General features: G+C 69.8%; 4 protein-coding genes. 1 reads left to right on the forward strand and 3 read right to left on the reverse strand.

What is annotated here, in order from left to right; all coding sequences use genetic code 11:
* Positions 1–48: 48 nt before the first annotated feature.
* Positions 49–2,109: an N-6 DNA methylase gene (locus AMK27_RS31475; protein ID WP_073915925.1), complete on the reverse strand. Its 2,061-nt coding sequence runs from the start codon at positions 2,107–2,109 to the stop codon at positions 49–51.
* Between the two features lie 184 nt (positions 2,110–2,293).
* Here AMK27_RS31475 and AMK27_RS31480 point away from each other — a divergent pair, with 184 nt between their 5' ends.
* Positions 2,294–2,983: a hypothetical protein gene (locus AMK27_RS31480; RefSeq protein ID WP_073915927.1), complete on the forward strand. Its 690-nt coding sequence runs from the start codon at positions 2,294–2,296 to the stop codon at positions 2,981–2,983.
* 154 nt (positions 2,984–3,137) lie between these two features.
* On the opposite strand, the gene AMK27_RS31485 is transcribed toward AMK27_RS31480, so the two are convergent.
* A complete protein-coding gene (locus AMK27_RS31485) occupies positions 3,138–3,773 on the reverse strand; it encodes a hypothetical protein (protein WP_073915930.1) in 636 nt (211 codons plus the stop codon).
* 99 nt (positions 3,774–3,872) lie between these two features.
* On the reverse strand, positions 3,873–14,558 hold the full coding sequence (locus AMK27_RS31490) for a LamG-like jellyroll fold domain-containing protein (protein WP_241847659.1): 10,686 nt from the start codon (positions 14,556–14,558) through the stop codon (positions 3,873–3,875).
* Positions 14,559–14,564 lie beyond the last annotated feature (6 nt).

Here is a 14,564-nt window from a genome sequence, read left to right on the forward strand (position 1 = left end):
CCTCTGCGGTTGACCGGACCAAGTCGGACCAAGAGAGTATGACGGCCTTCACGCGGGCTCCACACTTCCGTCCGCGAGTCCGTCGTACAGCCCCTGGACCAGCTGCTCGCCGAGGCGCGCGGCGAGCCGCAGGGCCTCCTCGAACTCGGCGAGCGACTTGAAGTGGGCGCCGTGGCGGCGCTGGTCGGCCAGGGGCAGCCGGGGCAGCTGGAGCCGGCGCACGTCCAGCCGGGTCGCGGTCGAGGCGAAGCTGCTGGCCTGCCGGTTGTTGGCGGTGCCGCGCAGGAATCCGGCGAGGAACCAGGCGTCGAGGGCCGCCGGTTCGGGCCGCAGGAGCTGGAGGTTGCGGCCGAGGGCGGCGCCCGCGGTGGCGGCGTCCACCACCCGGGCGACGGAGCCGCCGCCGAGGACGGGGACGACGACGTCGCCCTCGGCGACGAGGACGGGCTCCTCGCGCTCCTCGCCCTCCGCGCCGGCGGCGGGGAGGGTGCCGGAGGGCGCGCCGCCGGACAGGACGTCGTGCTCGGTGAGGACGGGCACGCCGCCGCCGGCGGGGGCCGTGCCCGAGCCGCCCGTACGGAGCTGGAGGGCGCCGGTGCGGGCGAGTTCGCCGACGGTGGTGAGGGGGCGGGGCGCGGGGCGGGCCGGGACCGGGGTGGGGGCGAGGCCGCGGGTGCGGCGGAGGGTCTCGTCGAGTCGGTCGCGGACGGCGGCGAGTTCGGGTGCGGTGCCGCCGGCGGCGGGGGCGGCGAGGTAGCGGGCGGGGGCGAGGTCGACCTCGTCGTCGAGGAGTTCGATGACGGGGACGGCGCGGGCGACGGACTCCTCGCCGCCGCGGCCGGCCCAGGCGTCGAGCACCGTGTTCCGCAGGACGGTCCAGGGGAGTCTGTCGCGTCCGGCGTCCGGGACGAGCCCGGCGGTGTCCACGAACAGGGTCTCGGCCGGGGGGCGTTCGCCGCCTCCCGGGCGGACGAGGACCCAGAGGTGGAGCGGGATGCCGTACGGGGGTGCGGCGCCGGCCGGGAGGGCGACGACGGCCCGGAGGGCGCCGCGGCGCAGCAGGTCGGCGCGGATGCGGCGGCCCGAGCGTCGGGAGGCGACGGCGGGCGGCATGAGGAGGACGGCGGCGCCGCCGTCGCGGAGCCGGGCGAGGGCGTGCTGCACCCAGGCCAGCTCGGACTCGGTGCGGGCCGGGAAGCCGTACTCCCAGCGGGGGTCGTAGGCGAGTTCGTCGTGGCCCCAGGCCCGCTCGTTGAACGGGGGGTGGCACAGGACCGCGTCGGCGCGGAGGGTCGGGAAGGCGTCGGCGCGGAGGGTGTCGCCGGTGGCGGCGCGGACGTCGGCGTCGCCGTGGAGGGCGAGCCGGAGGGCCGAGAGGGCGGCCAGGTCGGGGTCGGCGTCCTGGGCGTGGAGCGCGGTGGGGTGCGGGACGGCGCGCAGCAGGCCGCCGGTGCCGGAGGCCGGGTCGAGGACGGTGGCGAGGGGACGGCCGTCGGTGGCCGCCGCGGCGGCGGCGAGGTCGGCCATGAGCTCGGCCAGCGGGGGCGGGGTGAGCGTGTACTGACGCGGGTTGGCGTCCAGGTGGCGGCCGAGCAGGAACTCGAAGGCCTGCCGGGCGCCGCCCAGCTCGCCGGCCAGCTCGACGGCGGCGCGGAGCAGGGGGACGGCGGGGAGCGTCTCGGCCGGGGTGGGGGTGTGAACGGACCTGGGCAGACCGAAGCGGGCGGTGAGGACCTCTTCGAAGACACCGGGCAGGAGCTCGCCGAGCCGGTCGTCGGGGAGCGCGGCCAGCTCGGTCCAGGCACCCGGGCGGGCGCGGAGGAGGAGCAGGACGCAGCCGGTGTGCACGAGGCCGGCGACGGTGCCGGAGGGGTGGCCGGCGAGCTGCTGCCAGACCCGCTCGCGGAGCGGCACTTCGGCGAGTTTTCCCTGGTCGCGGAGCCACTGCTCGACGTCGGCGAGGGAGAAGGAGGGGCTGGTCTCGGTGCCGCCGACGGGCTTGGGGAAGTCGGCGTGGCGCCGGCGCCAGTTGCTGACGGCGGCCCTGCCGACCCCCGCGAGCCGGGCGATGCCGGCGGCGGTGACCTCTGCCGTGCTGTCTTCGGGCATCTGTCCGTCTCCCCTCGTACGTGTGTGAACACACCGAGCATAGCGGCCGAACCGATTCACGGCGTGAGCAAACTCGCAACGCGTGAACGGTGTTGACTCGGTTCACAGCTTCTGCTGTGATTACTCCATCGGAACACGGAGTCCCGAAAGCGGAGTCCTCAAGCGCCCGGAAGGTGCCACAGCCATGTCTCAGCAGCAGCGCAACTGGTTCGCCCGCCACAAGGTCCTCACCGCGGCCGGCGCGGTCGTCGCGGTCATCGCGATCGGCGCGGCGATGGGCGGGGGCGGCGACACCGACACCCCCACGGCGGGCGCGAAGCAGGAGCAGCCCGCGAAGCAGGGCGGCGACAAGAAGGCCCAGGACAAGCCGAAGGGCGCCACGATCGACGGGGACGGCGACTTCGAGGTCGGCTCCGACGCGAAGCCGGGCCTCTACCGCTCGACGGGCAACAAGGACGCGGGCTGCTATTGGGAGCGCGCGAAGGACGCCTCGTCCGAGACGGACTCGATCCTCGCCAACGACAACGTGACGGGCACGGCGTACGTCGAGATCAAGGCGACGGACAAGCTCTTCAAGTCGACGGGCTGCGGCACGTGGGAAGCGGTCGACGCGAAGGCGAAGGGCACCCCCGGGACGACCCTCAAGGGCGACGGCGGCATGTTCAAGGTGGGCGTCGACATCGCCCCGGGCACGTACAAGTCGACGGGCAACAAGGACGCGGAGTGCTACTGGGAGCGCGCGAAGGACGCGAGCCACGGCACGGACTCGATCCTGGCGAACGACAACGTGACGGGCACGGCGGTCGTGAAGGTGAGCGCGTCGGACGGGTACTTCAAGTCGTCGGGGTGCGGGGACTGGGCGAAGACGGGCTGAGGGGCAGGGGGTGCCTGCACCTCCGCAGTGGCGGGTGGGACGGCACCGTGCCGTCGTCGCGGCCGCCGCCGCACAGCACGAGGGCCGCCCACCCGGCGTTCCGGGTGGACGGCCCTCGTTTTCAGCAGGGTTCGTCCTCGAATCGAGGACGAGGTCAGTTCAGGGTCTCCAGGATCTCGGCGGGGGCCGGCTGGTGCTCCCGGGCCTCGCCGTCAACGGCCCACGAGCCGTTCCACTCGATCCGCCAGACCCGTCCGTGACGGTTCTCGTACTCCACGAAGCTGCCGGGCGCGCCCTCCAGGAGCTCCAGCTCCCGAAGCAGCACGTCGGGGGTGGTGAAGCCGCGGAGGTCACCTTCGCTGCCACCACCGGTCCTCGTGTTGTCGAACTTCATCCGGAGGAACGGCACGGCCTCGCGCGTCATGTCCGCCGTGTTCAGCATCTTCTTGAATCGGAAGAACGCCTCATCCGGCGTCTCGTTCCCGGAGAACTCCCGGGCATACGCGGGGAAGACCCCGACCACGACCTCGTTGAGCTCCTCGTTCCGGCCCACGTAGTAGCCATGGATCTCGGGCTGGATGGCCACCAGGGCGTCGAAGTCGTAACCCGGGTGGGAGAACCCGGGCACGACCTCGAACGGGCGGGGGTCCTCCCCGAGCCCGGCACGGTGCTCACGTGCGAACGTAAGCACCGCCCGGGCCAGGTCCTCGTCGAAGGAGTCTCGGGCGTTCACCTGATGGATGCGCGTCCCCTCCGCGTTCATCGCCAGGGAGAACACGAACCGGAACATGGGCGACCAGCGCCACGCGCGTGCGAGGCCAGGGAATTTCTCTACGTTCGGAATTTCACTTACAGCCTGCTCCACATCAAATGACACCCGAGGCCTCCTCTAATTCGAGTATTTGGGACCTGTGTTCTGCTGATAACGAGCCGTCATGCTACCACCACCGCTTGAATTCGCCTTTCGGCGCATGGGATGCATTTTGGTGGTGTCATTGAAGAACTTCGCCCGCTCGCTTCTGCTCTGGTTATGACCTTCGGCGTTCCAATGGTCGACGACCGCATACGTGTGCTCGTAGGTGAGTTCGGCGTCCGGAACGATATTACCCTCGTTGTCCAACCAGTTTCCGGCGCTGTCCTTCCAGTTCCTCGCCATTTCCCGGTGGGTTTCCGCCCAGTATCCCGACGGGTACTGGTTGTCCCGGTTGAGCCGGCTCGGATTCGGGTTCGGGTTGGCGCCCATACTCCCGTTGGCCATGCGCGGCTGATTTCCGGCCGCACAGGTGCACGTGCGCGAGTGGGCGGGGTTGCTGCCACCGCAGTTGTGCACCAGCACCGCGTCGCCCGGGTCGGCCGCCATCACCGTGTCACCGGCGAACACGAAGTACGTGTGCAGACCCTCGACGCTCAGGTCGTACGTGGTCCTGTCGGCCTTGTACGACGTGACGTCGACGATGACCCTCGGCGCGCCCTCGCCGTTCTGGAGCTTCTGGCCGACCTTGAGGTCGCCCGCCTGCGTCCAGGCGTTGCGGGTGGACTCGTAGAACTGGTGGTGCTTGGTGGTCTCGATCGTCTTCCGGCCGGCCTTCGCGACGATGGTGACGTCGACGTAGTCGCGGTCGGTCTTCGTGACGATGACCTGCTTGACCTCGTGGATCTCCTTGGTCTTCTTGCCGGGCTCGGCTGTGAGGACCTTGTCGCCCGCCTTGACCTTGGAGATCTGCTTGGTCGTGCCGTCCGCCATCAGCACCGGCGTCTTGCCGGTGAAGCTGTGCGGCGTACTGCCACGGCGAATCGGGCACCCGGGACCGGAGGAGCCACCGGGCGAATCATTCGCCTTCGGACCCTTGCCGCTGCCCTTGGCTCCGAACGCGCCGCCCATGACCGCGCCGATCGTCGCCGCCTTCGCGGCTCCGGCGACCGAGCAGCCCTCCTCGCTGTTCACACACGAGGTGCCGTACTCGACCGCGCCCGCGAGGGCTTCCTCGCCGGCGCTCTCCGCGACGTTCGTCGCGATCTTGCCGGCCGTGCCGGAGAGCAGCTTGCCCGCGGCGCTCGCCGCGAGACGGCCGCCGACGCCACCGGCGGCACCGGTCACGGCGCCGATGGCGACCGCGCCGAGGAATCCGCCGACCGACTTGGGTCCGTCACTCATCGCGTAGCCGACGGCATTGCCCGCGGCGCCCGCGAGGGCGGCGCAGCCGATGGCTCCGACGCCGGCCGTGATCGCGGTGCAGCCCGCGAAGACGGCGATGCCGACGGCGACCGAGGCGATGGTGGAGGCGTGTTGCTTGACGAAGTTGGCTGTGGCCTTCGCCGCCTTCTTGACGGCTCTGCCGACCTTCTTGGCTGCCTTGACCACCTTCTTGGCCACGTGTTTGACGGCCTTGGCGACCTTGCGGACCGCCTTCTTCACATGCTTGACGACCTTGTGGGCCACACGTTTCACGGTCTTGTAGACCCGCTTGACGTATCTCTTGACCTTCCGGACGCTGTCGGCCACGTACCGGACGGCCTTTCTGACCGCCCGCTTGGCCCGCTTTACCACCTTCTTGACGGCCTTCTTGACGACCTTCGCGGCCTTCTTGACGACCTTGGCGACCTTCTTGACGGCCTTCTTGACGTGCTTGTAGGCCGACTTGACGGTCTTGGTGACCTTCTTCTTGACCTTCTTGACGATCTTGTCGGCCCAGCCCGGCCAGTGGCCGGTCGGGTCCATGCCCGTCATCGGGTTGCCGTCCGCGTACGCGTACCGGTTCGCCGAGATCGAGTTCGGGACCCCGCTGAGGGAGACGGTGTCACGGCTGTTGAACTGGCCGGTCTCCGGCGAGTACCAGCGCGCGGCCATGTTGACCTTGGCCGTCTCCGGGTCGGTCCAGCCGGACTGGTAGCCCAGCGAACCGAGCATCGTCGCCGACTGGACGACCTTGCCGAACGGCGAGTAGGTCGTCGATCCGGTCAGCGCCTCGCCCGTGGTGGTGAACTGCGCCACCACGTCCGTGTGCAGGTCCGTCAGGGCCAGCACGGAGCTGACGGCGTTCTTCACACCGACCACGGCGCCGCCGGCGTCTCGGCTGTAGGTCGACAGACCGTCCGAGGCCACCTCGTTGCCGTCGCCGCTGTACTTGAAGGCGTAGAGCTCGGTGCCCGTCTCGTCCTTGGCGTTCAGGACACGGTCGAGACCGTCGTACGTGTAGGTGCGGTTTCCTTCCTGGATGACGCGGTTGAAGGCGTCCACCTTCATGGTCGTCACCCGGCTGGCCTCGTCCGTCACCGAGCTCAGCGTGCCGCGCGCGGTGTAGGTGTAGGCGCTGTGACCGTCCGACGTGAGCCGGTTCCGGGCGTCGTAGGTGTAGGTGTCGCCACCCACCCGGGTCCGGTTGCCGGACGCGTCGTAGCCGTAGACCTCGTTCGTCGTCCCGTTGTTCCAGGACATGACGCGGTCGGCCCAGTCGTACGTGTACGTGTTGGCCGTCGAACCGGTGAGCCCCGTCGTCGTCTTCGACGTCAGGTTGTCACTCGCGTCCCACCCGTAGGTGAAGGACGCGAGCGTCTTGCCGGTCGGCGAGGTCAGCGAGTCGCTGGTCAGTCGCTCCAGCTTGTCGTAGCCGAAGCTGCGCTTCGCCTTGCCCGTGCCGTAGTCGATCGACGTCACGTTGCTGTTGACGTCGTAGCCGTACGTCGCCGTCGAGCCCGTCAGACCGTCGTTCGCCGTCTTCACGCGGCCGGCGGTGTCGTAGCCGAAGGTGGACGTGCCCGAGGCGTCGGTGCGGGAGGTCATCCCGCCGTCGCCGTCGTACGCGAAGGACGAGGAGCCCGAGGGCCCGTTCGCGGTCAGGAGCAGACCCCGGTCGTCGTAGGAGAAGGTGTTCTTCTCCTCACCGAGACCGGCGACGGCCGTGACACGGTCGTCGGCGTCGTAGGCGTACGTGTGGTCGGCCGTGGCGGCCTCCGCACCCGTACCCGACTGGCGGACCAGTCGGCTCTTCACGTCGTACTCGAAGGAGGCGCTCACCCCACCGGGAGAGCGGGACTCCTTGATCCGGCCGCCGCCGTCGTAGACCGCCGTGAACGTCCGGTCCGCGAGGTTCGGATGGGTCGGCGTGGACGGCTCGATCTGCGACTCCGGCAGACCCCACGTGTTGTACGTCGTCAGGAACGGGTTGCCCCGCCCGTCGGTGAAGCGGGTCTGGTTGCCCGCCGCGTCGTACCCGTAGGTCGTGGTGATCGACTCGGTCGCGGAGACCGGCTCGACGACCTTCGTGATCAGACCCGAGGAGTCGTACGTGAAGGTCTTCGTGTGACCGCGGTGATCGGTCGCCGAGACCATGTTGCCGCCCCGGTCGTAACCGGTGCTCGCCGTACGCAGCACGGCACCCGTCTCGTCCAGGTCGTCCGTCCTCACCAGCTGGCCGAAGCCGTCGTACGTGTTGCGGGTGCTGGTGCCGTCGGGCTCGGTGGCCGTGAGCGGCTGTCCGTCCATGTCGTACGTGAAGCGCGAGACCTTGCCCGCGCCGTCGGTCACCTCGGTGACCTCGCCCTCGGCGTTGTACTTGTACGACTCCGTGACGCCCTGCGGCGACACGATCCGGGACAGCTCGCCGCCCGGCGCGTTGTACTCGTTGATCGCCGTGTACGCCCGCTGGGTCGGCTGGCGCACGATGTCCGTGCTGGTCAGCTCGCGGCCCAGGTAGTCGTACGTCATCTCCTGGCGGGCGCCGTTCGGCCGGGTGGCCGACAGCTGGTCGCCGTTGGTGGAGTACGTGTACTTCGTCGTACCGCCGCCCGGCTCGGTGACCGAGGCCAGGTCGCCCAGCTGCGTGTACGTGTAGGTGGTGCGGCCGCCGAGCGGGTCGACCTCCGCCGTCACCTGGCCGAGCTTGTTGTACTCGTTGTACGAGGTGGCGCGGATCGGGGCCGACGCACCCGGCGCGAGGTACTCGGGAGTCGTCGTCGACAGCTCCTGGCCCTCCGCGTCGTACGCCGTCGTCACCACGTTGCCGAGCGGGTCCGAGGACTCCGTCGCCTCGCCGTACGTGTTGTACCCGGTCATCGTGACGGGCCGGACGGAGACCGGGGTCCCGCCGTTCTGCTCCGCCATGACGGCCGGCTCGGTGACCGAGGTCTGCTGGCCGAGCTCGTCGTAGCCGTAGTCGGTGACGTTGCCCGCGGTGTCCGTCTGGTTCAGCGGCAGACCGCGCTGGTCCAGCTTCCACGTGGTGGTGCGGACCGTGGAGCCCGCGGCCGGCAGGGTGCCGCCCTTGAGCGCCGTGACCTGTGCCGCGGTGAGCGCCTCGCCGTAGACCTGGACGTCGTCCAGGCCGCCGAGGTGGTTCTCCGCGTAGGCGCCCTTGTACCAGCGGCGTCCGAGCTGGAGCGGGCCGGTGGCCTCCCACGGCGTGCCGAAGGTGGCCGGGGTGCCGCTCGCGACGCCGTTCACGTACAGCCGGATCTGGGAGCTCGCCTGGTCGTAGACGCCGACCAGGTGGGTCCAGGTGTTGGCCGTGACGGCGGCGGTGCCCGACGAGACCCGCACGATGGCCGGGTCGTAGGTGTCGGTGGCGTGCCGGTTGAAGGTCCAGCCGTAGGCCGTCGAGTAGTACAGCTGGAAGCCGGAGGCCTCCTTGCCGTCCTGCGCGAGGAAGGTCCGGTTGGCTGTCGTGTTGGTCAGCTTGACCCAGGCCGAGACCGTGAAGCTGCCGGCGGTGTTCACCACCGGGCCGTTGGTCTGCGCCCACGAGTTGGCGTCACCGTCGAAGGCGCCGTTGCCGCCCCGGTCGGTGTTCCAGTGCATTCCGGTGCCGTGGGTACCGGTGTTGTTGGCGCCGGAGGAGTCGGCCAGGCCGAAGCCCGTCGTCTCGTCCAGCTTGTAGCGGGCCACCGGCGCCGTGGTGCCGTCGTGGCTGGTGGTTCCGGTGATGTTGCCCAGGGCGTCGTACCGGGTGTCCGTGGTGGACAGGTCGCCCGTCGCCGGGTCGCGGTCCGTCTCCGACACCACGTTGTCGTCCGGGTCGTAGCTCGTCTGCGTGGTCCTGGCGAGCCCGTTGGGGTCGAGGATCTCGGAGACCGTACGGTCGGCCGCGTCCACCGTGAAGGTGGTGCGGGTCTGCCCGTCGTTGGTGACCTGCTCGATCAGGTTGCCGGCGGCGTCGTAGGTGTTCGCCTGCTCCGTGAAGGACTTGCCGGTCTGCGGGTCCTTGCGGACCACGGAGGCCGACAGGCCGTCGTCGGTGTAGGTGTACACCGTCTGCCAGCCCAGCGGGTCGGTGATCGACGCGAGGCGGCCGGCCGGGTCGTAGGCCCGGGACTCCTGGACGAGCGTCGTCGGAGCCGTCGGGTTGTACGGGTCGCCCGTGTAGTCGAGCAGGTTGGTGGTGAGCGGGCGCTGTTCGGCGTCGAAGGTGTAGGTGTTGACGGTCCCCGCGGGGTCCGTCTCCTTCACCTTGTTGCCGTAGACGTCGTACTCGAACGACGTGGTGTCGCCGCCCGGGTCCGTCCTGGTCGCCAGCTGGTTGGTGGCGTCGTACGTCATCGACGTGACGCGCGCCGTGTCACCGCCGGTGAGGTCCTGGACCGTCTGGGACAGGACGTTGCCGTCGGGGTCGTAGCCCGTGGTCGTCTTCGCCTGGTGCTTGGCGCCGGTGACCCGGTTGGTGACGGCCGGGGTCGTCTCGGTGAGGACCTGGTCGTTCTTGTCGTACGTCTGCGACGTGACCAGACCGCCCGGGTTCGCGTCCGAGACCTCCTTCTTGGAGATCTCGCGGCCCAGCTTGTCGTACGTGTACTCCACCGTGGCGCCGTTGGCGTCGGTGATCTTCGCCAGGTCGCCGTTGGCGAAGTAGGTGTACGTCGTCTTCCGGCCGCCCGGCGTCACGACCTGCGACACGAGACCCGCCGGCGTGACCGCCGTGCCGCCCTCCGCCGCCGGGGTGGTGGCGGTGGTGTACGTGGTCGAGGCGGTCCGGCCGTTCGGGTGACCGGCCACGGGGGGCGTGGTCACCGACAGCAGGTTGCCGCCCGCGTCGTAGGAGTAGCTCGTGAGGTAGGCGTTGTCGGTCGGACCGGACGAGCGCCCGTCCCGCTCCGTGAGGATCAGGTCGTTGCGGAGGTCCATCGGCGGGAAGGCCGTGGTCGAGTCCGGGTAGAAGGTGTAGTACTCCGTCGAGCACTTGTTGGCGGCCGTGTTCTGGCAGGTGGTCTGGGAGACCGTGTTGCCGCGCACGTCGTGGCCGGTGATGGAGCGGTTGCCGTTGGCGTCCGTGATGGTGTGGAGGAAGCCGCCGGTGTCGTACCCGTAGGTGGTGCGGTCGCCCTCGGTGTCGATCGCGGCGAGCAGGCGGTTGCCCATCTCGGCGTCGTACACGTAGGTGAGGGTCTTGTCCTTCGGGTCGGTCAGCTTGACCGTCTTGACCGGGGCGATGCCCGAGGACGCCTTGTAGGCGGACCAGTGGGCCGCCACGTCCGCGTCGGTGAGGCCCTTGGCGTGGACCGCGACCTCGGCGAGGGAGCCGGTGAAGAAGGAGACGTCACCCGGGGAGCTGAGCCAGTTCTTCCCGAAGCCCGCGCCGATGAACGTCCGCGAGGTCGTCTGGTCGCTCGGGGCGCCGGTGCAGGTGCCCTGCTTCGCGCCGTCCAGGTAGAGCGTCTGCGTGGTGCCGGCGGCCGAGAGGACCGCGTGGTGCCACTTGTCGTCCGTGACCGTGCCCGTGGAGCCGAGGGTGGCCGCACCGTTGCAGGTGGAGCTCCACCAGTGGCCGTGCAGCTTGTTGTCGGCGCCGACGTAGAGCAGGTCGCTCCAGCTGCCGGTGGCACCGCCGGGGTTGTTCGGTGCGACGCTCTGATCGCTCATGATCACGCCGGGCTCGGCCGTCTTGAACCAGAGCTCGACCGAGCGGTCGGCCTTGGCGTGCAGCGGGCCGTACGGCACCTCCACGAAGGAGGTCGAGCCGTCGAACGTCGCCGCGCTCGCGTCACCCGGACCGAAGGGACCCTCGGCGCCCTGGATGACGTTGTTGTACGTGCCGAAGCCGGTGTTCACCTGGTTCGCGGCCTGCGCCGCGCCCTGGGTGTCGTCCATGCGCCAGTAGCCGGCCGGGGCGGAGCCCATGACGGCGGAGCGGTAGACCTGGGACGAGCCGGTGATGGTCGGCGGGTTGAGCTTCCAGGTGCCGCCGTTGCCGTCGGTGGACTGGAGGACGCGGTCGTCGGTGGTGTCGTAGACGACCGACGCCTGGGTCTTGCCGCCGGGCGTGGTGATCTTCTGGAGGAGACCGGCCGACCGGGTGGCGGAGTCGTACTGGGTCTTGATCACGTCGGCCGGGAGGGGCTCGGAGAAGATCGCGACCTCGGCCAGCTGGCCGTTGAAGTGACCGAGCTTGTCGTTGGCGTTCATCGCCGGCCAGCCCATGGTGTTCACACCGGCGCCGAGGGAGATGTACGGCTGCACCCAGTCGTTGATGGTGCCGCTGAGCGAGCCGACCGCCGCACCGTCGAGGTACAGGGTCTGGCTGTTGGCGACACCGGTCAGGACGGCGTTGTGCCACTTGCCGTCGGTGACGACCGGGGTGGACGTGATCGTCGTCATGCAGCCCGGCGACATGGCCAGGCAGCCGCGGAGCTTGCCGTCGGTGCCCACGTACACCGCGGGGGTGTTCTTCGTGGTGTTGGCCACCGGGTCGGGGTCGCTGAGGGGCTTGTCGCCGTAGTAGAAGAGCACGCCTCCGGCGGTGCTCGTCTTGAACCACAGCGAGACCGAGGTGTACGAGGGCGTGGCGCCCGGCGCGGCCGGCATCTCGACGTACGAGGTGGTGCCGTTGAAGGTGGCCGCCTTCTGGGTGGAGCCCGCGAGGGGACCCGTCCCGCCCAGCGTCACGTTCTTGTAGGTGCCGTTGTACTGGCCCTGGTTCGCGTCGAGGGCGTCCTTGGCGACCGTGCCCGAGGTCTCGCCGAGCCGCCAGTAGGCGAACGGGTCGGCGTCGAGGACCGTGGTCCGGTAGTGGTTGCCGGTGGCGTACGTGTACGTCGTGCACTTCGACCAGTCGGCCGGCGGGCACACCTTGGTGAGCTGGTCACCGGTGTAGGTGTACTGCCAGGTCTGGACCGAGTTCGCGTCGCCGGCCGTGGCCTGGTCGGTGTAGACGGTCTGGACGTGCCAGGCGGTGGCCGAGGCGGGCTGGTACCAGGTCAGGCCGAGGTTCCGCTTGGAGACCTCGTTCGTGATCTTCGTGAGGCGCTTGTTGGCGTCGTACGAGAAGGTCTCGGTGCGGCCCGCGTAGTCCTTGATGGTCTTCAGCGCGTAGGTGCCGGTCTTCGCGGTCGCCTGGGTGAAGGCGTACTCCGTGAAGTCCTTGTCCGTGAGCGCGTATCCGCCGGTGACGGCCGCGAGGCGCGCGTAGCGGCCCAGCGGGGGCACGAAGGTGCCGTCCGAGTTCCGGCCGAAGGCGACCTGCTCACCACCCGGGTAGGTGATGACCACGCTGGTGAGGGCACCGGTGCCGTCCTTGACCTCGACGGCCTTCATGTCGACGATCGTCGACCAGCCGGCGCCGAAGGCGGAGTCCACGCGGGGGTCGAGGCTGTTGTAGGAGCGCTCGATCTCCAGCGACGGGCCGATGACCGGCACGTCGGCGTCGGTGTCCTCGGTCGTGTAATTGCCGTCCGAGGGGTCGAACTCGTGCCCGTCGGTGTTCATCGACAGGCCCGAGGTGACCGGCGGCTGCGGCACGGCCGTGGTGAAGCGGCTGCCTTCCACGACGGCCGAGGTGCCGTCGCTGGCCTCCACGTACCAGTCGTAGTTCTTCGACCACTTGAGCTTGCCGGCGGGAACCTTCCAGCTGCCCTTGGTGACCGCGCCGGACGTGGCCACCAGCGTGGGGGTGCCGGTGGCGTCGCCGTCGTAGACCTCGAACGTGTAGGACAGCGGGCTCGGTCCCTTGTCGGCGTCGCTCGCGTAGACGAGCAGCTCCGGCTGGAGGGTGTTGGCCTGGAAGTTCTGCGGCGGGTACGAGGCGTTGACCTGCGGCGCGGTGTTGGCCGTGTACGTCAGGTCCAGGGCCGGGCGGAAGCCGGCGGTCGCCGCGTTGTCCGAGTGGAACTTCTTCCAGTGCAGCATGTCGTTGGTCGGGGCGGTGAGCGCCAGACCGTAGTTCGCGGCTCCGCCGGCGACGTTGTTGAACCACGTCGTGTTCAGCGAGACCGGCATCTTCACGCCGACCGAGGCCGAGTTCCCGCTGTTGGAGCAGGAGGCTCCGGGGGCGGGCGTGGCCGTGCCCATGGCCGCGCCGAAGCTCGGGCCGGGGTAGGCGGTCACTCCGGACGGGGTCCAGGACTGGGTGATCGGGTGCACCGAGAACGACTGGGCGGCACAGGTGGAGGACCAGAGCGCGTAGACGTTCAGGGTGGCGGCGGTGACCCGCTTCCCCGCGAGCGTGGTGCCCAGCGAGGAGAACTGCAGGAACGAGTTCGTCTTGTTCGTGCCCGAGTCGTAGGAGCCGACCTTGATCTGGGTCTCGGTGGAGTGGTCACCACCGATGGTGTTCTGCGTGTACGTGGAGTTCGACGCGGTCACCGTCGGGTCGACGGTCACCGGGTAGACCCGGGCGGGGTCGTCCAGCCAGGCGCGGTCCGCGGTCATCCGCAGCGCCGGCTCGCCGTCCACCGTGACCAGTTCGTAGGTCACGGCCCGCGACTGGGCGGGGTCGCCCGAGCGGGGGTCGATCCTGGAGTCCTCCATGAACGCGTGCGGGATGGTCGCGGTGACCTTTCCGTTCGCATCGGTGAACTCCACGTCGCCGTCGGCGGCGACGCGGGGGGTGAGGCCCTTCACCGCGAGCGGGAAGGTCCAGGAGTTCGCGGCCTGCGGGGAGCGCAGGACGACGTTCTCCTTGAAGCCCTCCGCCAGCGGGACGAGCTGCACGTCGGTCTCGGGCAGCACGTCCGCGTAGGTCACGGTGCCGTTGGCGGCGACGGTGGGCTCCGTCTTCGCGGCGCCCTTCAGCGCGTACGCGAGCGAGCGTCCGGCGCCGAAGTCGACGGAGGCCAGCGCCTTGTCGGCGGCGTCCGGCGCGAACTCGACGTCGAGGGAGTTGGCCGTCTGCTGGAGGCGGCCGTCCTTGTCCTCGGTCAGGCTCGTGTCGATGGCCTTCCACGTGCCGTCCGCGCCCTTGAAGTTGGTGCGGCCGGCGAAGTGGCGGACGGTGGTGGAGCCGTCGGCGTTGACGTAGTAGTCCGAGGTGGCCGTGGACTTCTTCGCGTCGCGCCTGCTGGTGCGCGCGTCGAAGCTCTTGGCGTTGCCCGGCGCCCTGCCGGTGCGGGTCTCGGCGGGGTCGTCGGTCTCCCGCTCGAACAGCGGGAGTTCGCCCTTGCCCTTGCCGGGCTTGCGCCCGGCCTTGCCTTCGAGGCTCGTGGCGTCCGACGAGGCGTGGTGGCTCTTGCCCCGGGCGGTGCCGCCCTGCTGGTCAGGGGTGTCGAGAGGGCTCTCGCTCACCCACTTCCACAGTCCGGAGAGGGAGAGCTTGGGCATCTTCACCGGTTCGAGCGTGACGCCCGCGGCGAGTGCCGACTCGGTGGTGAGCATGAGGAA

Origin of the sequence: Streptomyces sp. CB02009, from assembly GCF_001905825.1 — a bacterium.
Classification (GTDB): domain Bacteria; phylum Actinomycetota; class Actinomycetes; order Streptomycetales; family Streptomycetaceae; genus Streptomyces.